The organism is Pseudomonas sp. 8AS (assembly GCF_902506505.1).
In the GTDB taxonomy this organism is placed as follows: Bacteria; Pseudomonadota; Gammaproteobacteria; order Pseudomonadales; family Pseudomonadaceae; genus Aquipseudomonas.
Map to the genome: position 1 here is coordinate 2,887,179 of NZ_LR733406.1, position 17,058 is coordinate 2,904,236.

Consider the following 17,058-nt stretch of genomic DNA (forward strand, 5'->3'; position numbering starts at 1 on the left):
ATGAGCGCAAAAGTCTGGCTGGTAGGCGCAGGCCCGGGTGATCCGGAACTGCTGACCCTCAAGGCGGTGAAAGCCCTCAATCAGGCCGACATCGTGATGATCGACGACCTGGTCAACCCGGCCGTGCTGGAGCACTGCCCTGCCGCCCGCGTCGTCCCGGTGGGCAAGCGCGGCGGCTGCCGCTCCACCCCGCAGGCGTTCATCCACCGCCTGATGCTGCGCTACGCGCGCCAGGGCAAGTGCGTGGTGCGCCTGAAAGGCGGCGACCCGTGCATCTTCGGTCGCGGCAGCGAGGAAGCCGACTGGCTCACCACACACGGCATCGAAGTGGAAATGGTCAATGGCATCACCGCCGGCCTGGCCGGCGCCACCCACTGCGGCATCCCCCTGACCCTGCGCGGCATCGCCCGTGGGGTGACCCTGGTCACCGCCCACACCCAGGACGACAGCAGCCTCAACTGGCCGGCCCTGGCGCAGAGCGGCACCACCCTGGTGGTGTATATGGGCGTGGCAAAACTCCCAGAGGTGCGCGACAGCCTGCTGGCCGGCGGCATGCGCGCCGACATGCCGGTGGCGATGATCGAAAACGCCTCGCTGCCCCACCAGCGCGAGTGCCGCAGCACCCTGGCGGCCATGCAACAGGATGCCCACGACTTCCAGCTGAAAAGCCCGGCGATTCTGGTGATCGGCGAAGTGGCCGCGCAGCAACAGATTCACGCTTTGGCAGAGATTGCCTGATCCCCTTCGCTCCTGCGGAGAAATGCTTTGCCCGGCCTTATGGCCGGGCTTTTTTTGCCTGGCTGGAGCGGGTGGATTCTGCAGCGCTATGCGCTCTTGGGCTCACAATGCCGGATCAGGAAACGGCAGTTTCTCTTGCGAACTGCTTGGCTGAGCGAGCCAGGTGGAGCCACTGCGGTAGAAGTCCGCCTGGGTCTCCGAGGTGCCCGCGCCGATAATGATGGCGACGGTGCAGGCGACCTGCCCGGCATGTTCCGCCTCCATCGCCGCTATGCACGTCCCCAGCTTGGTCGTGACCGGCCCATACTGATCGCCCAGATCGAGCATCTTGACGATGGCCTCGGTCGCGTCCTGCTGACTGGGCAGCGTCAACTTGCCCGGCACGCCTGCTGGGGCAGCGCTTTCTGGCTGAGAGGTTTCTGCATGGACGATACCAACGGCCAGGCAGAGTAGTAGCAGAGCAGAATGAGGTCGCATATCCATATCCTCAGAACCAACGTGTGAATGAATGGTTAGACCGCCGTCCTGGCAATGAAGGAAGAGAAAGGTAATCGCCAGGGCCGAACCTGTCAGCTTTCAGCAGGAGTGCCCAGATCCTCAGTAGACTCGGCAGCCAGCTTCAAGCGATCCGCCTTGCTGATGTACTTGGGCTTGTTACTTTTGGGGGCCAGCTTGGCACTGGTTTTTTTGGCGTGAGCCTTCAACAACTGATTGATCTTCTTGCGCCGGTTCATGCTCTTCCACCCGCTCTGTAGGCCGCGCGCACAATAGCAGATCAGTTCAGCCCGCGCGGAGGCGCGGGCTGCGGCAAGCAACGGTGCCTAGAGCAATAGAGAGTAATAGGGGTCACACCACGTTTTCTGTGCGTAACCGTGGTCTGCCCCCTATTTTCACCCTCTATTTTCACTGAAACCAGGCATCGGCCTCTGCATCCAGCGGCGGGTTATGGTCTTTCTCGTGGGTGCAGGTGAATGCCGGATAAGCCATGGCAGGCACTCTACCCAGACACAGCAAAAGAAAAGGCCTCGCACCAAGACTTTAATCGGCGGTAGTTGCATAGAGCGTCTCAACGCCCCCAAACGGGTCAAAGCGCGAAACGGCGATCCGGATGTTCGGCATCGAGGCCCTGTTCTGGATGAGGGGGAAGCGGATGTTCCTTGGCCAGATTGGGGAAGCGCAAATCCGGTTTTTCCTCAACTTGATACATGTAAGCCTTGTAGAACTCGGCGAGCTGCTTGTCGGGCTTGTAGCCCAATGTGAAGCCCGGTCCAGACTCTGGATCGAACACCCAGTTCAGATGCATGAATCCTTCGGTGCTTCCTAAAGAAGCGGCGCGCTGGTAGTAGAACAGGGCGCGTGGCTTGTTATCTCTAGCGATTTTGTAGAAAGCGGCGGTCTCGATCAGCGCTTCTGGGTTGTTTTGAGCTCCCGCACAGCGGAAGTACGTTTCAGCCATCTGATAATCCTGTTTTTCACGAGGCAATGAAAAGGCGAAGTAATTACCCAGTGCCACTTGGGCTTGAGGGTTCCCCAATTGTGCTGCCTGAAACATGTAGGAGCTGGCCATGCGATCGTCGCGCAGCATGCCTTTACCGCGCTCGGCAGCGACCGCCCAGTTGTAGTAGCCCAGCGGCACCTTGAGTTCGACCATTTGCTCGTAAAGGTCGAGCATTTTCTGGGTGTCTTTCTCCACCCCTGGCCTGCCCGGCCAGCCTGTTCGGTATAGGCGTGCCAGGTTGTGCATGGCCTTCCAGTGATCCTTGGCGCTGGCTTTTTCATAGAGTTCTACGACGCGAGGCCAGTCGCGTAGCTCTTTTTCAAGGCTTCTGGCTTCCTGAAACCATGTATCGGCCTCGGCATCCAACGGCGGGTTATGGTCTTTTTCGTAGGCACAGGTGAATGTGGGATAGGCCATGGCCGGTACTCCATGTATGGCAACAAGGATGAAGAAAAAAATCGTTAGCGTTCTAGTCAGCTGCAGTCGCATAGGGCGTCTCCACATCCCAGAGGCGGGTTAAATGAGCCATAAGAGGTATGCTTCGGTTTTTATTTCTCCAGTTCTCATTCATCACTTCGGTCCATATCGAGAAGTTCGTGGCGGCGTCACAGTGACCGGAAGAGTCATCGGGCGTTTTCTTCGCATGCAGCCTCCAAAGCTCCTCGCGAAAATGTCTGGCCAGCTTGGGATCAGGCGAGCACACGCCAAGTTCCGAGTCGGTATGCATGCTGCGGGCGTTGATGTTGGCGGAGCTGACCAGGCTGAACACGTCGTCCACCACCAGTAGCTTGGGCAAGAAAGGAGACAGATCTATTTTCTAGCGCCACACCATATGGAGGCATCGGCAATATATAAATCTGCTCCCCTCTTCGACTCAATTCCCTGAACAGCTGGCGAGCGAAACCGTCGAAGAGGAAACCAATGCGCAGGGCGCGACATGGGCCTGGCCGAAGGGCTCGGTGCAACGTGCAGCCAGGGCGGCGGCCAGATCGGAGGTGCAAGTGCTCACGGTTTGTTGGCCTCCGCTGCGGGTGCTTCCTTGAGCTGTTCGTAGGGGCTGTCGAGGTTGACGCTCCAGGCCAGGCGCACCTGATCGCCGGGAAAGAAATGCACATGCAGGTAGCGGTCGCTGCGCGTGCGCGGCGGATTGGGCAGCTCAAGCGAAAGGGTTTCCTTCTGTACGCCCTGGCGCAGTTGTTCGCCGGTGCGGCTCTTGATCCACTCGACCTTGAGCGTCTCGCCTTCGATGCGCCAGCAGCAGGTAGCCTTGCCGCCGCCATAGGCGAAGGCATTGCCGCCCCAGTTGCCGTTGACGAAGTAGCTGAAGATCGGCCGCTCGGTGTGGTTGTGGCTGTACAGGCCGGCGCCGGGCAGGCGGATGGCGGCCCAGGCCAGGTAGCCGGAGAGCAACAAACCGCAGCCGAGCACGACGAGCAAGGCCTTGCGCCCGCGGGACAGGGCTTGCCAGCGGGCGGCGAGGGAATGCAGCGAGTTCATGTCTGGGCCTCGGGGCGGTCGTAGTCGCGGATATCGAAGTAATGCTGACCACCCAAGGATCGGGCCGAGCGCTGGACGGTGCTCTGCACCAGTTGGTCGTGGATGAAGTGACCGAACAGGCGCTGGAGCGGTTGCGGCAACGGCGCAGGGGCATCGTTGAACCACTCGGCTAGCAGCACATGGCACAGTTGCGCCTGCTGGGGGGTGCCGGCGGCGCGCCAGCCGTCGAGGTGTTCAAGCCGGTTGCGCAGTGCCCGCGCCTCGCTGTCGACCGTCTCCAGCCAGCCCAGCTGCGCCCTCAGGGCCTCGCGCTCGTCGCGCAGGGTTTGCAGGTCTTGCTGGCGAGTTTGCTGCTGGGCGCCGCTAGCCACGGGGAAGCCGAGCATGCCGCGACTGTTGCCGCTCTGGAACTGGCTGGCGTGCAGGCGCTCTTCCTCTGTGCCGATCGTCCGCAGGCGTTGTGCATAGGGCCGCCAGAGCGCGGCCAGCCAGCGGATATACAGGCGGATATGGCCGGCAAACTGCTGTTGTTGCGGGCTGAACATGAGATCGCCGTTGGCGGCCCGGACACGGGCCAGCTCGGCGATGCTGGCCTGGGCGGCGCGCCGATAGTGGCGCGCCAGGCCCCAGGCGCTGACGCCATCGAGATGATCGTTGAAGGCAAAGAGTTGGGCCGTATCCGCGTCCTTCTCATGCAGCTCTTCAAACGGCGGAAACGGCACCCCGGCGCTATAGGCCGCGCGGTACATGCGCTGCAGGCTGACCCGTGCCAGCTCGGCGCTGGGCTTCTGTTCGCCGGGCAGCAGGCTGCCACCCACGTCCTCGCTGACCCCGGGCAGCAGCTCCTCGCGCCAGGCGGGGTTGCCTTCACCCAGCAGGCGCGCGCGCCGGTAGAAGCGCCGCTCGTGGGCGGCCACCAGATGCAGCGCCTGGCGCACCGCCGCGGGCAGGGTGCCGCCATCGTCCAGCACGGTGCGCACTGGCACGGGCAGGAAGTCTTCCACCAGGGGGATTTCACCATGGCTGCGGTCGACGCCGTCGAACAGCCCGGCGAATAGCACGACCAGGCGCGCGCCCTGATATTCGGCCTGGTCGTCTTCACCCAGACAGCGACCCAGCAACTGCTGGAGAAAGGCCCGGGCCAGGGTCGCACCATAGTCGAAGCCATAGACCGACAGTTCGATGCGTTTCAGTCGTACACCGCCGGCCCTCTCGATTTTCCCGATTTCTTGGTTAAGGTGGTCGATGGCGCCCTCGATGCGGGTGTTGGCGCCGCTTTTCAGCAGCTGGGCGCTGAAGCCGTTGTCGCGCAGCGGCGCCATGGCCTCGACAGTCGCTTCGATGGCGGCATCCTTGAGCACGCCCCCGGCCTTGTACGGTTTGTGCAGCAGTTCGCCGAGGTCGCGGCTGACACGTTCCCACCAGCTGCGTCCGCCGTCGAGCAGCTCGGGGAAGCCCTTCACCGCCTGTTCTGCGGCCACTTCCTGGGGCGCCTCGCTGGCCTCGCCGCCAAAGCTGTCCAGCGCGCCATTGGCCGCAGTGGTCAGGTCCGCGGAGTAGTCTTCGCCCAGGCCGGAAATATAGGCTCGTCTGTAGTTGATATAGGCGTCATCCTTTTCTGCGTGTGGGTGGGCCATATACAGCTTGCCAACATTGCTGACCCGGCCGCTCTGCATATCCTTGAGCAAATGGCGGGCGAAGCCGTCGAAGAAGAAACCTATGCGCAGGGTGCGTTCGCAGGGCGCGACATGGGCCTGGCCGAAGGGCTCAGTGCAACGCGCAGCCAGGGCGGCGGCCAGATCGGAGGCTCGAGTGTTCACGGTTTGTTGGCCTCCGCTGCGGGTGCTTCCTTGAGGTGTTCGTAGGGGCTGTCGAGGTTGGCGCTCCAGGCCAGGCGTACCTGATCGCCAGGGAAGAAATGCACATGCAGGTAGCGGTCGCTGCGCGTGCGCGGCGGATTGGGTAGCTCAAGCGAAAGGGTTTCCTTCTGTACGCCCTGGCGCAGTTGTTCGCCGGTGCGGCTCTTGATCCACTCGACCTTGAGCGTCTCGCCTTCGATGCGCCAGCAACAGGTAGCCCCGCCGCCGCCATGGGCGAAGGCATTGCCGCCCCAGTTGCCGTTGACGAAGTAGCTGAAGATCGGTCGCTCGGTCTCATTGTGGCTGTAGAGGATGGCGCCGGGCAGGCGGGTGGCGGCCCAAGCCAGATAGCCGGCGAGCAGCAGGCCCCCACCGAGCAGGCCGAGCAAGGTCTTGCGCCCGCGGGATAGAGCTTGCCAGCGGGCGGCGAGATTGTTTAGTGGGTTCACGGCTGGGTTCTCTCTTCTACCATGTGCTGCGCCTGGGCAAGGCCGTGGCCTTGTTGTTCGACCAACTGGCGGATTTCCGGCCAGTCCTTTCGTTGTTGCATGGGCTGGCCCTCCAGCAGGCTGTACAGGGTGAAATAGGACTGGTCCGCCGTGCTTTGCAGGCCGGCCTCGCGGGCCAGGGTCAGAGTGCTTTCGACCTGTGCCAGGCGCTTGTCGTGGCAGGTGCTGGCAAACACCTCGGGCGCCTCGGCCTGCAGTTGGGCGAGCAGGGCCCGGGCATGGGGGTCGCGACCGAGGGCCTGCTCCAAGGACTCGTCCAGCTCGATGGGCTGGAAGCCCGGCGCTGTGCGCAGGCCGTTGCCGGCCAGACGCTGCCAGCCCCGGGCCTGGGGTAACCAGCAGCAGGTCAGCGGGCCGAACAACCAGGCATGCCAGGGCAGGTCCTGGCGTGCGTGCAGCTTGGGCAACACGGTGCGGGCATAGCTGCGGATCAGCAGCACTTCGCCGCGGCTATCCCGGCAAGCCAGGGCGTCGCCCAAGTGCTGGGTCAGCTCGGCGATGGCCAACGGGCTGCTCAGCCAGCCGTGCATGGCGCAGGCGTCGAGGCTCTGGCCAAGCGCTTGCTGCTGGCCGAAGGTCTGATTGCTCAGGTCGAGCAATGCTGGACCTTCAGCGCGCAAATGGCCGATTTGCGGCTGGTTCATCAGTGGCCAGATGGGCGGGCCGTCGGCGAGCAGCAGGCGCTGCTCGGGCGCCAGTTGCCCTTGCTCGACCACCAGCGCAAGTGTCAGCCCTTCGCTGCGAGCCAGGGCCCAGTCCTGCTGCGCAAGGTTGATCTCATTCATGGCCGGTCTCCGGCCAGAGTCGCCTGGTTCTCGCGCATGGCCTTGCGCAGGCACTCCAGGCAAATGCCTGGCGGCGGCGCCAGGCGCTCTAGCGTCTGCGGTTGCACGAGATCCAGCAGACTCCCCGCCTTGTCCGCATCCGCCGCTCCCGGAATCAGCGGGCCGAGGATCTGAATGCCCGAGCCGCTGCCCGGCGCCCCACCCGAGTTGATCTTCACCGTCGCCCCACTCAGGGTCACGCCCCCCGGATCGAGCTTGAGCCAGCTGCCGCCACCCTTGGCGGTGAGTTCCATACCGGCCTCGATCACCACCTTGCTGCCGGCGTGGTAGTGGATTTCGTTACCGGTCTCGGTGAACTGGGCCGTGCCAAGTTTGATGTGCTGAGTGCTTGCTACTGTGAGGTGATCGTTGCTGCGTGCCTCGACCTTGCGGTCGGCGTGGGTGGTGCGGTGCTCCTCGGCTTTCAGTTCGGTGTAGCTGTTGGCCTCGACCGTATCGTGGCGCTCATGGCCGATGCGGATCTTCTGGTCGTTTTCGACGTTTTCGTCCCAGTCTTTCTGGGCGTGCAGGTAGATCTGTTCCTGGCCCTTGCGGTCTTCGATGCGCAGTTCGTTGTAACCGCCACCACCGGGCGAGCTGAGGGTCTTGAATACCGTGCGGGTCTTGTTCGCCGGCAGATCGTAGGGCACTACGTGCTCGGCGTGGTACAGGCAGCCGGTGACCAGTGGTTGGTCGGGATCGCCTTCGAGGAAGCTGACCAGTACCTCCATGCCGACCCGCGGGATAGCGATACCGCCGTAGCGGTCGCCGGCCCAGCTGCTGGCCACACGCAGCCAGCAGCTGGTCTTGTCGTCGGCCTGGCCTTCGCGGTCCCAGTGAAACTGCACTTTCACCCGGCCGTACTGATCGCAGTGAATTTCCTCGCTTTGCGGACCGGTGACCACGGCGGTCTGGCTGCCGAGTACTTTGGGCTTGGCATGTTGCAGGGCCGGGCGGAATGGATCGGTCCAGGGGGTGGCGCTGAAGCGGTTGCGGTAGCCCTGCTGGAAGTCGTCGCCGTCGGTCGCCTGGCCGGCCCGGCTGCCACCGATAAAATCAGTCACCGACTCTTCCAGCACCTGGGGCTGCTTGCCTTGGTGCCAGACCTCACGCAACAGCCACAGATCGTTCAATGCTGCGCTGGGGTGCTGCTGCAGGCTGAGGAAGTGGCCGCAAGACAGTTGCGCATCGCTCTTGCCTTCGGCCTGGGTGTAGTCGCTGCGCAGGCGCTCCAGGGCGCGCTTGGCCAGGTGTTTGCCGCGTTCACGCTCGGTGAAACGGCCGGGAAAGTCGTAGACCTCCAGAGCCGGCTGGAAAGCGCTGCTCTGAGTGGCTTGCAGAGTCAGGCGCGGCTTCTCGAAATCGTAATCGCGGAAGCTGGCCTGGGTGCTGCGCGTGGCCAGGCGCACATTGAACGCACGCACCACCGCCTGCTCGGCGGCCAGGCCGCTATCCTGCTGGTAGTCGAGTGCCGGCAGCTTGCGGAACACCGTCTGGTCGTCGCCGAATACCAGCGCATGGGCATTCTCGCTGTGCTGGAAGTGGAAGCTGATGCCCTCCTCTTCGCACAGGCGCTGGATGAAGTGCAGATCCGACTCGTCGTACTGGGTGCAGTAGTCGCGCGCGGGGTAGACGCTGCCGAGCTGGAACCTGTAGGCGCCCTGTTGGATGCCGTGTTCCTCAAGCAGTTGCGCGATGATCTGCGGCACGCTCAGTTGCTGGAAGATGCGCTGGTTGTGGCGGTGTTGCAGGTAGGCCAGCTGCGGCCTAAGGCTGATGCTGTAGCGGGTCAGGCGCTTGCCGGAGTCGCCCTGTTCGATGGCGTAGACCAGGCCATGCACGCCGCCAGCAGCGGGGCCGAAGGCGAGAAAGGCTGGCTGATTGAGCAGCGCTTGCAGATCCAGCTGCGGGTCCTGGCTGACCAGCTCGATATTGAACAGATATGGCTGGTTGAGCGCCTCGCGGCCCTCGAACGCCAGCACCTGCAGATCGCTGTCTATACCCTGAATGCTCAGGGAAATATGCGCTTGATTGGCATCCCTCACGCCCTAACCTCCTTCCTGGAGTTTGCAGAAGGCGCAAGGGTGCCCAAGCGGGTGCAGGGCTTCAATGGCCGGATTGCCGAATCATGGCCCCGGTCAAAGAAATGCCTGATTAACCGCGCAAGACCCGCTGCAATGAGGCGCTAGACAGCCGCGAGCCTTGCAGCAGGACCTCCGCCGGCACCTATTCCTGCCAGAACACCTCGCCGGAGCGACTGCCCCAGGCCTGGAAGTGCGGGCTGTAGGTGCCCTCGACGATGGCGCGCTTGATCTTCAGGGTCGGGGTGAGGAAGCCGTTGTCGACCGCCCAGACCTCCGGCACCAGCACCAGGCTGTGCAGGCGTTCGTGCTTGTCGAGTTCCTGGTTGATCTCGTCGAGCAGGCGCTTGAGGCTGCCTTCCAGCTGCTCGCGCGGCTGCTTGCGCCCGGTCTCGGAAAGCACGCACAGGGCCATGGGTTGCGGCAGGCCGTCGCCGACCACGCAGACCTGCTCGATATGCGAGTGCACCGCCAGGCGGTTCTCGATCGGCGCCGGGGCGACGTACTTGCCCTTGCTGGTCTTGAAGATTTCCTTGATCCGTCCGGTCAGGCGCAGGTTGCCTTCGCCATCTTGCTCGCCCTTGTCGCCAGTACGCAGGAAGCCGTCCGCGGTCATCGCTTCGGCGGTCTTGCCCGGCTCCTTGAAGTAGCCCTGCATGGTCGCGCCGCTGCGCACCAGCACCTCGCCCTCCTCGCTGATCCGCACCTCGACGCCGGGGTTGTTCTGGCCGATCCAGCCCTGCTTGAATTTGCCCGGCCGGCAGACGTGGGAATAACCGCAGTTCTCGGTCATGCCATAGACCTCCTGCAGCTCCAGGCCGAGGCGGCGATACCAGTTGAGCAGGGTTTCCGGCACCGGAGCGGCTCCGGACAGGCCGTAACGCACCGCATCCAGGCCCAGGCCGCGCAGTACCTTGCGCCCGACCAGGCGACCGAGCAGCGGGATGGACAGGAGCAGATCCAGCCGCTTGGCCGGCATCTTCGAGTAGACGCCCATCTGGAACTTGGTCCAGATCCGCGGCACGCCGAACAGCACCGTGGGGCGTGCGCGGCGCAAGTCGGCAAGGAAGGTGTCGAGGCTCTCGGCGAAGTACACGCTCAGGCCGCTGTACAGCGAATTCAGCTCGACGAACATGCGCTCGGCCACGTGGCACAGCGGCAGGTAGGACAACACCCGGTCGCTCTGGTCGACGCCGAACAGTTCGGTGGCATGGCTGGCGGTGAAGCCGAAGTTACCGAAGCTGTGCATCACGCCCTTGGGCATGCCGGTGGTGCCGGAGGTGTAGATGATGGTCGCCAGCTGCTCGGCCGCCGGGCGCGGGGTGTCCTGGATCGGCGCGCAGGCCTGCAGGTCCTGCCAGGTGCGATCGAAGCGGCCGTGCGGGTGCAGCGGCAGGCTCACGGTGACGACCCCCTCGGGCACGCCGGGCGCCATCGCCGGCCAGTCATCCAGCTTGCCGATGAAGGCGGCACGCACCTCGGCATGCTCCAGGACCTGGCGTACCGACTCGGCGGTGAGGTTGGGGTACAGGGGCACGGACACGTGGCCGGCCATCCAGATGGCCAGGTCGGTGACGATCCAGTGGGCACAGTTCTTCGAGATGATGGCGATGCGACTACCCGGTTCCAGCTCCAGGCTGCGCAGCCAGCTGGCGGCGCGCCGCGCCTGCTCGCCGACCTCGGACCAGGTCAGCTGCTCGATCTGGCCATTGCCCAGGGGCTGGGTCATGTAGACCTTGTTCGGGTGGAGCGACTCACGCGCGAAGAACGCTTCGAGCGGTAAACGGACTGCACTGGCCACGCGGCCTCCTTGTTTTTTGTTATTGTCACAGGGAGCAACCAAGCACTTGCTTGGTTGAATATTCCACGGGCAAGGAGGCAGTGCAAGTTAAGAAATGTTTCAGCGCACGCAGGGCTGCTAGTGCGGGTGATACAGGGCGTCGACGGTCATCGCGCCGGCCAGCGGGAACTCGCCACCCAGGCAGATGAGGCTGGCCGTGTGCAGGGTGAAGGGCTGTTGCAGGTGGCCATGCACCAGCAGCCCGGCCAGCGCGCCGAGCAGCGGGTTGTGGCTGACGATGAGCAATTCCTCGGCGGTGAATTCATCCAGCCGGTGCAACACCTGGCGCGGGTCGTCATCGGGGGTCAGCCAGTCGAGGGTGGTCAGCGGCAGCTGCAGACCGAGCTTCTCGCGCACCAGTTCGGCGGTCTGCTGGGCACGCCGATAGGGGCTGACCAGGATCTGCGTCAGCGGCCGCTCGCGCAGGTGCTTGGCCGCGTGGCGCACCTCCTTGCGCCCGTGCTCGGTCAGTGCGCGCTCGGCATCGCTGCGCGCACGCGGCTCCGCCTCGCCGTGGCGCAGCAGCCACAGCTTCACAGCTTGGGCTCTTCGTCCACCACCGGGTGCGCCGCGGGCGGAATGCTGTGCGGTTGGTTGTCCTGCGGCGCGCGCGGAGCCGGCCAGTCGGCGAAGGGCCAGGGTTTCTCTTCAGTGTTGAAAGTGCCGAAGCGGCCGATCTGCTGCAGGTACTGGCTGAGGCTGTCGCCAAAGCCCTGCAGGCTGCCGTTGGGCGCGCCGTAGAACAGGCGATACCCCAGTTGCAGCAATACCACGCCACCCAGGACGATTTCCGCCAGCTGCCAGACGATGACGAAGATCGCCATCCACAGGATGCGCAGCAGGATGGATTCCCGTTCCAGCTCTTTGCTTGGTTCAGTCATGTCGTTCTCCCGATCTCGCTAGATATCAGAAACCGCTGATGGAAATGAAGTCGACGTCGGTCTTCGGTTCGCCGCGCATCAGGGCCTCGATCACCTGGGCCAGGGTACGCCCTTCGAACAGGATTGCGTGCAAGCCGGCTACCAGCGGCATGTAGACCTGCAGTTCCTCGGCCTTGCTCTTGAGCACCTTGATCGTGTTGACCCCCTCGGCCACTTCGCCCAGACGGGCCACGGCCTCTTCCAGGCTCAGGCCCTCGCCCAGGGCGAAGCCGACCTGGTAGTTGCGGCTCTTGGGCGAGGAGCAGGTGACGATCAGGTCGCCCACCCCGGCCAGGCCGAGGAAGGTCATCGGGTTGGCGCCGAGCTTGACCGCGAAACGGGTCATTTCCGCCAGCGCGCGGGTGATCAGCATACTTTTAGTATTTTCGCCCATGCCCAGCGACACGGCCATGCCGGCGATGATTGCGTAGACGTTCTTCAGCGCGCCGCCGAGCTCCACGCCGAAGCGGTCGCGGCTGGCATAGACGCGGAAGGTGCGCCCGTGCAGGGCCTGCTGCACGCGCGTGCACAGCTCTTCGTCCTCGCTGGCGATCACGGTCGCGGTCAGTGCCTGCTCGGCGATTTCCCGAGCCAGGTTGGGCCCGGAAAGCACGCCGATGCGGGCCTGCGGCGCCACTTCCTCGAGGATCTGGCTCATCAGTTTGAAGCTCTGCGCCTCGATGCCCTTGGTGGTGCTGACCAGCAGCTTGCCTGCCAGCGCCCCCGCCACCGGCTGCAGGGCCTGGCGCAGCGCCGAGGATGGCAAGGCGACGAACACCAGCTCGCAGGCGGCCAGGGTCGCGTCGAGGTCGGTTACCGGTTCAACCCCGGGGTGCAGCTTCACGCCTTTCAGGTAGCGCGGGTTCTCCCGCTGGCTACGCATGGCGGCCGCCTGTTCCGGGTCGCGCATCCACTGGCGAACGTGTTGGCCATTCTGGGCCAGCAGGTTGGCGATGGCCGTGCCAAAGCTGCCGCCGCCCAGCACTGCGACTGGTTGTTGCTCGGTCATGATGTATCCATACGAAGCCATCTGGATGGCGAATGTGCAGCATTATTGCGGAGCCTCGGGCAGCCGGCCAGCCCTTGTTGCAGATGCCGCCGTGCGCTGGCAAAGCAACGCATCTCGGTTAACATGCTCGGAACCCGCCCCGAACAAGGCCGTTTTGTGCGCTGCGCAGCATTCCCCCCAGAGTCCTCCCCCCACACCGGCGCCCCAGTGCGCGAATGTGGCCGCCCTGACCACCCGACCGGTGCGCCTTGTGCCAGCAAGGCGGGCACGCCATGAGCTACCGCGGCAACTGGAGCATCCACACCCGCACCCAGCTGGTCAGCGTGGGCCCTGCCCTGCTGCTGACCCTGCTGCTGGCCGGCCTGTTCACCCAGGCCCGCCTGCAGGACCTGCGCGAGGAGCTGAACCATACCGGCCAGCTGATCGCCAGCCAGCTGGCTCCGGCGGTCGAGTACGGCGTCGTCACGGAAAACCCGGCGATCCTCGAAAACCTGCTGCGCGCCACCCTGCAAACCCCGAATGTGCGTTTTCTCGAGGTGCGCGACCGTGCGGAGAACATCCTGGTCTATGTCGAGCGCCAGGACAGCGAGAGCGATGCCGCCGTCGAGGTGTTCAAGGCGCCCATCCGCCCGCAGCAGAGCGCCCTGGCCAGCGGTCGCCCGCTGCCGAGCGAGCAGTACGCCGCCGACTACCTCGGCCAGGTGGTGGTCGGCATGTCCGGCGACGCCTTTTCCAGCCGGCAACAGGCGATCCTGCTCAAGGCTGCCGTACTCAGCCTGATCGCCCTGCTGCTGACGTTCCTGCTGGCGCGCCAGCTGGCCCTGCGCCTGGCCCGCCCGATCAGCAACATGGGCCGCGCCCTGGAAGCCTTGCAGCAAGGCCGCTACCAGGCGCCGCTGGCGGAAAACGCCAACGGCGAACTGGGCGCCCTGGCGCGCCACATCAACAACCTGGCCGCCAGCCTGGCCAGCGCCAGCCACGAGCAGCAGCTGGCCATGACCCAACTGATCAAGACCCGCGAGGAGGCCGAGCAGGCCAATCGGGCCAAGTCCGACTTCCTGGCGATGATGAGCCACGAGCTGCGCACGCCGATGAACGGCGTGCTGGGCATGCTGCAGCTGCTGGAAACCACCCCGCTGAACGACGAGCAGGCGGAGTACGCGGCGCTGGCCACCGAGTCGACGGAGCACCTGCTCAAGGTCATCAACGACATCCTCGACTTCTCCCGCATCGAGCGCGACGCCCTCGAACTGGAGCGGATTCCGTTCAACCTGCTGGAGCTGCTGCAGGGCTCGATCCAGGTGTTCCAGCACAGCGCCCAGCAGCATGGTCTGCACCTGCGCCTGGAGAGCCAGCCGGGCCTGGAGCAGTTCGAGGTACAGGGCGACCCCACGCGCATCCGCCAGATCCTGGTCAACCTGCTGGGCAACGCGCTGAAATTCACCGAGGAAGGCGGTATCCGCATCGAAACCCGCTGGCAGCCGCTGGATGAGCAGGTGCTGTGGTTCACCTGCGCGGTGCACGACAGCGGCATCGGCATCGCCCCGCAGCGCCTGGAACGCATGTTCGATGCCTTCCAGCAGGCCGACACCTCGATTTCCCGGCGTTATGGCGGCACTGGCCTGGGCCTGTCGATCGCCCGCACCCTGGCCGAACGCATGGGCGGCACGCTGCATGCCCACAGCAGCGAAGGCGTGGGCTCGGTCTTCACCCTGGAGATCCCCCTGCCCTTCAGCCTGCGCCCGACCATCGAACCGCAGGCCAACCAGCCGCTCGGCTACCGCGGTGAAGGCGAGGAAGTGCTGCTGGTGGAAGACAACCCGGTCAACCAGACCGTGATCGAGGCCATGCTGCGCAGCCTCGGTTATCAGGTCAGCCTGGTCGGCGATGGCCTGCAGGCCGTGCACAGCGCCAGCCAGCATCACTACGCGGCCATCCTGATGGATTGCCGCCTGCCGGTCATGGATGGTTACGAAGCCACCCGACAGATTCGCCAGCTGCGTGCCTATGCTAATACGCCGATCATCGCCCTCACGGCCAATGCCCTGCAGGGCGATCGCGAGGCCTGTCTGCAGGCCGGAATGAACGATTACCTGGCCAAACCGTTCAAGCGTGCCGACCTGGAGCGCATATTGCTTCGCTGGCTACACAAAAACAGTCATCGAGAGTGCTAATGTCAACCTTGTCGGGCGTCATGGCGCCGGCGGGCAATCGAGGTTACAAGTGTTCACATCGAACTGTGACTTTCACCACGACGCAACAGTCTATGACTACGCTGCCGACAGATGCCCACGGCCTGCGGCAACCAGGATGTATCGCTTAGCCCCGTGCGGCGGGGCCAATGAGGAGCTCGCATGACCAAGCAAAACGCCTTCACCCGGGAAGACCTGCTGCGCTGTAGCCGTGGCGAGCTGTTCGGCCCGGGTAATGCGCAACTGCCCGCCCCCAACATGCTGATGATCGACCGCATCGTTCACATCAGCGACACCGGCGGCAAGTATGGCAAGGGCGAAATCGTCGCCGAGCTCGATATCAACCCGGACCTGTGGTTCTTCGCCTGCCATTTCGAGGGCGACCCGGTGATGCCGGGCTGCCTGGGCCTCGACGCCATGTGGCAGCTGGTCGGCTTCTACCTCGGCTGGCAGGGCAATCCGGGCCGCGGTCGCGCCCTGGGTTCCGGCGAAGTGAAATTCTTCGGCCAGGTACTGCCCACCGCCAAGAAGATCACCTACAACATTCATATCAAGCGCACCATCAGCCGCTCGCTGGTCCTCGGCATCGCCGATGGCACCGTCAGCGTCGATGGCCGCGAGATCTACAGTGCCGAAGGCTTGCGCGTCGGCCTGTTCACCTCTACCGACAGTTTCTGAAGGACTTTTCGCCATGCGCCGCGTCGTGATCACCGGTCTGGGCATCGTTTCCTGCCTGGGCAATGACAAAGACACCGTTTCCGCCAGCCTGCGTGCCGGCAAGGCGGGTATCCGCTTCAATCCGGCCTACGCTGAACACGGTCTGCGTAGCCAGGTATCCGGCTCGGTCGACCTGAACCTGGAAGAACTGATCGACCGCAAGGTCTATCGCTTCATGGGTGACGCCGCGGCCTTCGCCTACCTGTCCATGCAGCAGGCGATCAAGGATGCCGGCCTGAACGAGGAAGAGATCTCCAACCCGCGCGTCGGCCTGATCGCCGGCTCCGGTGGTGCTTCCACCTTCAACCAGATGGAAGCCATGGACATCCTGCGCGAGAAAGGCGTCAAGCGCGTCGGCCCGTACCGCGTGCCGCGCACCATGGGCAGCACCGTGTCCGCCTGCCTGGCCACGCCGTTCAAGATCAAGGGCGTGAACTACTCGATCTCCTCCGCCTGCGCCACCAGCGCCCATTGCATCGGCAATGCCATGGAGCAGATCCAGATGGGCAAGCAGGACATCGTCTTCGCCGGTGGCGGCGAAGAAGAGCACTGGAGCCAGAGCTTCCTGTTCGACGCAATGGGCGCCCTCTCCACCCAGTACAACGAGACGCCGGAGAAGGCCTCGCGCGCCTACGACGCCAAGCGTGACGGTTTCGTCATTGCCGGCGGCGGCGGCATGGTGGTGGTCGAGGAACTGGAGCACGCGCTCAAGCGCGGCGCCAAGATCTATGCGGAAATCGTCGGCTACGGCGCCACCAGTGACGGCTACGACATGGTCGCCCCGAGCGGCGAAGGTGCCGTGCGCTGCATGCAGCAGGCCCTGGCCACGGTCAACACGCCGATCGACTACCTCAACACCCACGGCACCTCCACTCCGGTCGGCGACACCGCCGAAGCCCGCGCGGTACGTGAAGTGTTCGGTGCCAAGGCACCGGCCATCAGCTCGACCAAGAGCCTGTCCGGCCACTCCCTGGGCGCCGCCGGCGTGCAGGAAGCGATCTACTGCCTGCTGATGATGGAAGGCAACTTCATCGCCGGCTCGGCCAACATCGAGGAAATCGATCCGGAGCTGGCGGATCTGCCGATCCAGCGCCAGACCCGCGAGAATGCCGAACTGAACACCGTGATGAGCAACAGCTTCGGCTTTGGCGGCACCAACGCCACCCTGGTGATGCAGCGCTACAAGGGCTGAGTGATTCAGCGCAGACGAAAACGGCGCCCCAGGGCGCCGTTTTTTATTGGTTCGCTAGCACTGACACCAGGCGATTCGCCGGCTTGCTGCAGCGAGCGGCAGCCCCGTGAAACAGCCCTGTATCCCCGGTTCTCGACGCAGACCAGACCTCGCAGAAGCGGCTTTAGCCGCGAAAGGGGCTT

Annotated in this window: 17 protein-coding genes; 4 read left to right on the top strand and 13 right to left on the bottom strand. The window is 64.3% G+C overall.

Annotation, left to right across the window (positions count from 1 at the left end; all coding sequences use genetic code 11):
• Positions 1-738 (top strand): uroporphyrinogen-III C-methyltransferase, encoded by a 738-nt coding sequence (gene cobA / locus GV001_RS13390; protein WP_160080625.1) that lies wholly within the window; start codon positions 1-3, stop codon positions 736-738.
• Between the two features lie 102 nt (positions 739-840).
• Here cobA and GV001_RS13395 read toward each other — a convergent pair whose 3' ends face one another.
• From GV001_RS13395 to GV001_RS13455, 13 genes are all read right to left on the bottom strand, one after another.
• Positions 841-1,215, bottom strand: a complete 375-nt coding sequence (locus tag GV001_RS13395) for a hypothetical protein (protein ID WP_218583030.1) — start codon at positions 1,213-1,215, stop codon at positions 841-843.
• Between the two features lie 92 nt (positions 1,216-1,307).
• The gene (locus GV001_RS13400; protein ID WP_160080629.1) at positions 1,308-1,472 is read right to left on the bottom strand and encodes a DUF2986 domain-containing protein; all 165 of its coding nucleotides are present in this window, start codon (positions 1,470-1,472) and stop codon (positions 1,308-1,310) included.
• 350 nt (positions 1,473-1,822) lie between these two features.
• Positions 1,823-2,653, bottom strand: a complete 831-nt coding sequence (locus GV001_RS13405) for a tetratricopeptide repeat protein (RefSeq protein WP_160080631.1) — start codon at positions 2,651-2,653, stop codon at positions 1,823-1,825.
• Between the two features lie 52 nt (positions 2,654-2,705).
• Positions 2,706-3,005 carry a hypothetical protein gene (locus GV001_RS13410; protein ID WP_160080633.1) on the bottom strand — a complete coding sequence of 100 codons (300 nt, stop codon included), beginning with the start codon at positions 3,003-3,005 and terminating at the stop codon, positions 2,706-2,708.
• A gap of 236 nt (positions 3,006-3,241) precedes the next feature.
• Positions 3,242-3,733, bottom strand: a complete 492-nt coding sequence (locus tag GV001_RS13415; RefSeq protein ID WP_160080635.1) for a DUF3304 domain-containing protein — start codon at positions 3,731-3,733, stop codon at positions 3,242-3,244.
• Entirely contained in the window at positions 3,730-5,553 is a 1,824-nt protein-coding gene (locus GV001_RS13420; RefSeq protein ID WP_256664919.1) for a DUF2235 domain-containing protein, read from the bottom strand. Before GV001_RS13420 ends, GV001_RS13415 begins: the two co-directional genes overlap by 4 nt.
• A complete protein-coding gene (locus GV001_RS13425; RefSeq protein WP_160080637.1) occupies positions 5,550-6,041 on the bottom strand; it encodes a DUF3304 domain-containing protein in 492 nt (163 codons plus the stop codon). Before GV001_RS13425 ends, GV001_RS13420 begins: the two co-directional genes overlap by 4 nt.
• A complete protein-coding gene (locus GV001_RS13430) occupies positions 6,038-6,886 on the bottom strand; it encodes a DUF4123 domain-containing protein (protein WP_160080639.1) in 849 nt (282 codons plus the stop codon). The genes GV001_RS13425 and GV001_RS13430 overlap by 4 nt, the downstream gene beginning before the upstream one ends.
• Complete coding sequence (locus GV001_RS13435) at positions 6,883-8,970, bottom strand: type VI secretion system tip protein VgrG (RefSeq protein ID WP_160080641.1); 2,088 nt, start codon at positions 8,968-8,970, stop codon at positions 6,883-6,885. Before GV001_RS13435 ends, GV001_RS13430 begins: the two co-directional genes overlap by 4 nt.
• A 181-nt stretch (positions 8,971-9,151) precedes the next feature.
• Positions 9,152-10,807, bottom strand: coding sequence for an AMP-binding protein (locus GV001_RS13440; protein ID WP_160080643.1), 1,656 nt, complete (start codon positions 10,805-10,807; stop codon positions 9,152-9,154).
• A 117-nt stretch (positions 10,808-10,924) separates the two neighbouring features.
• A complete protein-coding gene (sixA, locus tag GV001_RS13445) occupies positions 10,925-11,383 on the bottom strand; it encodes a phosphohistidine phosphatase SixA (RefSeq protein ID WP_160080645.1) in 459 nt (152 codons plus the stop codon).
• Positions 11,380-11,727, bottom strand: coding sequence for a DUF4389 domain-containing protein (locus tag GV001_RS13450; RefSeq protein WP_160080647.1), 348 nt, complete (start codon positions 11,725-11,727; stop codon positions 11,380-11,382). The genes sixA and GV001_RS13450 overlap by 4 nt, the downstream gene beginning before the upstream one ends.
• Positions 11,728-11,752: 25 nt before the next feature.
• Positions 11,753-12,775: an NAD(P)H-dependent glycerol-3-phosphate dehydrogenase gene (locus GV001_RS13455; RefSeq protein ID WP_160080649.1), complete on the bottom strand. Its 1,023-nt coding sequence runs from the start codon at positions 12,773-12,775 to the stop codon at positions 11,753-11,755.
• 272 nt (positions 12,776-13,047) lie between these two features.
• Between GV001_RS13455 and GV001_RS13460 the strand changes: the two genes are divergently transcribed.
• The 3 genes from GV001_RS13460 (at position 13,048) to fabB (ending at position 16,876) form a co-directional block, all read left to right on the top strand.
• A complete protein-coding gene (locus GV001_RS13460) occupies positions 13,048-14,949 on the top strand; it encodes an ATP-binding protein (RefSeq protein ID WP_160080651.1) in 1,902 nt (633 codons plus the stop codon).
• Between the two features lie 180 nt (positions 14,950-15,129).
• Positions 15,130-15,645, top strand: coding sequence for a 3-hydroxyacyl-[acyl-carrier-protein] dehydratase FabA (gene fabA, locus GV001_RS13465; RefSeq protein WP_160080653.1), 516 nt, complete (start codon positions 15,130-15,132; stop codon positions 15,643-15,645).
• Positions 15,646-15,658: 13 nt separating this feature from the next.
• A complete protein-coding gene (gene fabB, locus GV001_RS13470) occupies positions 15,659-16,876 on the top strand; it encodes a beta-ketoacyl-ACP synthase I (RefSeq protein ID WP_160080655.1) in 1,218 nt (405 codons plus the stop codon).
• Positions 16,877-17,058: the final 182 nt, after the last annotated feature.

Coding starts and splice junctions, on each gene's coding strand:
- cobA (WP_160080625.1), top strand. CDS start 1: ATGAGCGCAAAAGTCTGGCTGGTAGGCGCAGGCCCGGGTGATCCGGAA.
- GV001_RS13395 (WP_218583030.1), bottom strand. CDS start 1,215: ATGCGACCTCATTCTGCTCTGCTACTACTCTGCCTGGCCGTTGGTATC.
- GV001_RS13400 (WP_160080629.1), bottom strand. CDS start 1,472: ATGAACCGGCGCAAGAAGATCAATCAGTTGTTGAAGGCTCACGCCAAA.
- GV001_RS13405 (WP_160080631.1), bottom strand. CDS start 2,653: ATGGCCTATCCCACATTCACCTGTGCCTACGAAAAAGACCATAACCCG.
- GV001_RS13415 (WP_160080635.1), bottom strand. CDS start 3,733: ATGAACTCGCTGCATTCCCTCGCCGCCCGCTGGCAAGCCCTGTCCCGC.
- GV001_RS13430 (WP_160080639.1), bottom strand. CDS start 6,886: ATGAATGAGATCAACCTTGCGCAGCAGGACTGGGCCCTGGCTCGCAGC.
- GV001_RS13450 (WP_160080647.1), bottom strand. CDS start 11,727: ATGACTGAACCAAGCAAAGAGCTGGAACGGGAATCCATCCTGCTGCGC.
- GV001_RS13455 (WP_160080649.1), bottom strand. CDS start 12,775: ATGACCGAGCAACAACCAGTCGCAGTGCTGGGCGGCGGCAGCTTTGGC.
- GV001_RS13460 (WP_160080651.1), top strand. CDS start 13,048: ATGAGCTACCGCGGCAACTGGAGCATCCACACCCGCACCCAGCTGGTC.
- fabA (WP_160080653.1), top strand. CDS start 15,130: ATGACCAAGCAAAACGCCTTCACCCGGGAAGACCTGCTGCGCTGTAGC.
- fabB (WP_160080655.1), top strand. CDS start 15,659: ATGCGCCGCGTCGTGATCACCGGTCTGGGCATCGTTTCCTGCCTGGGC.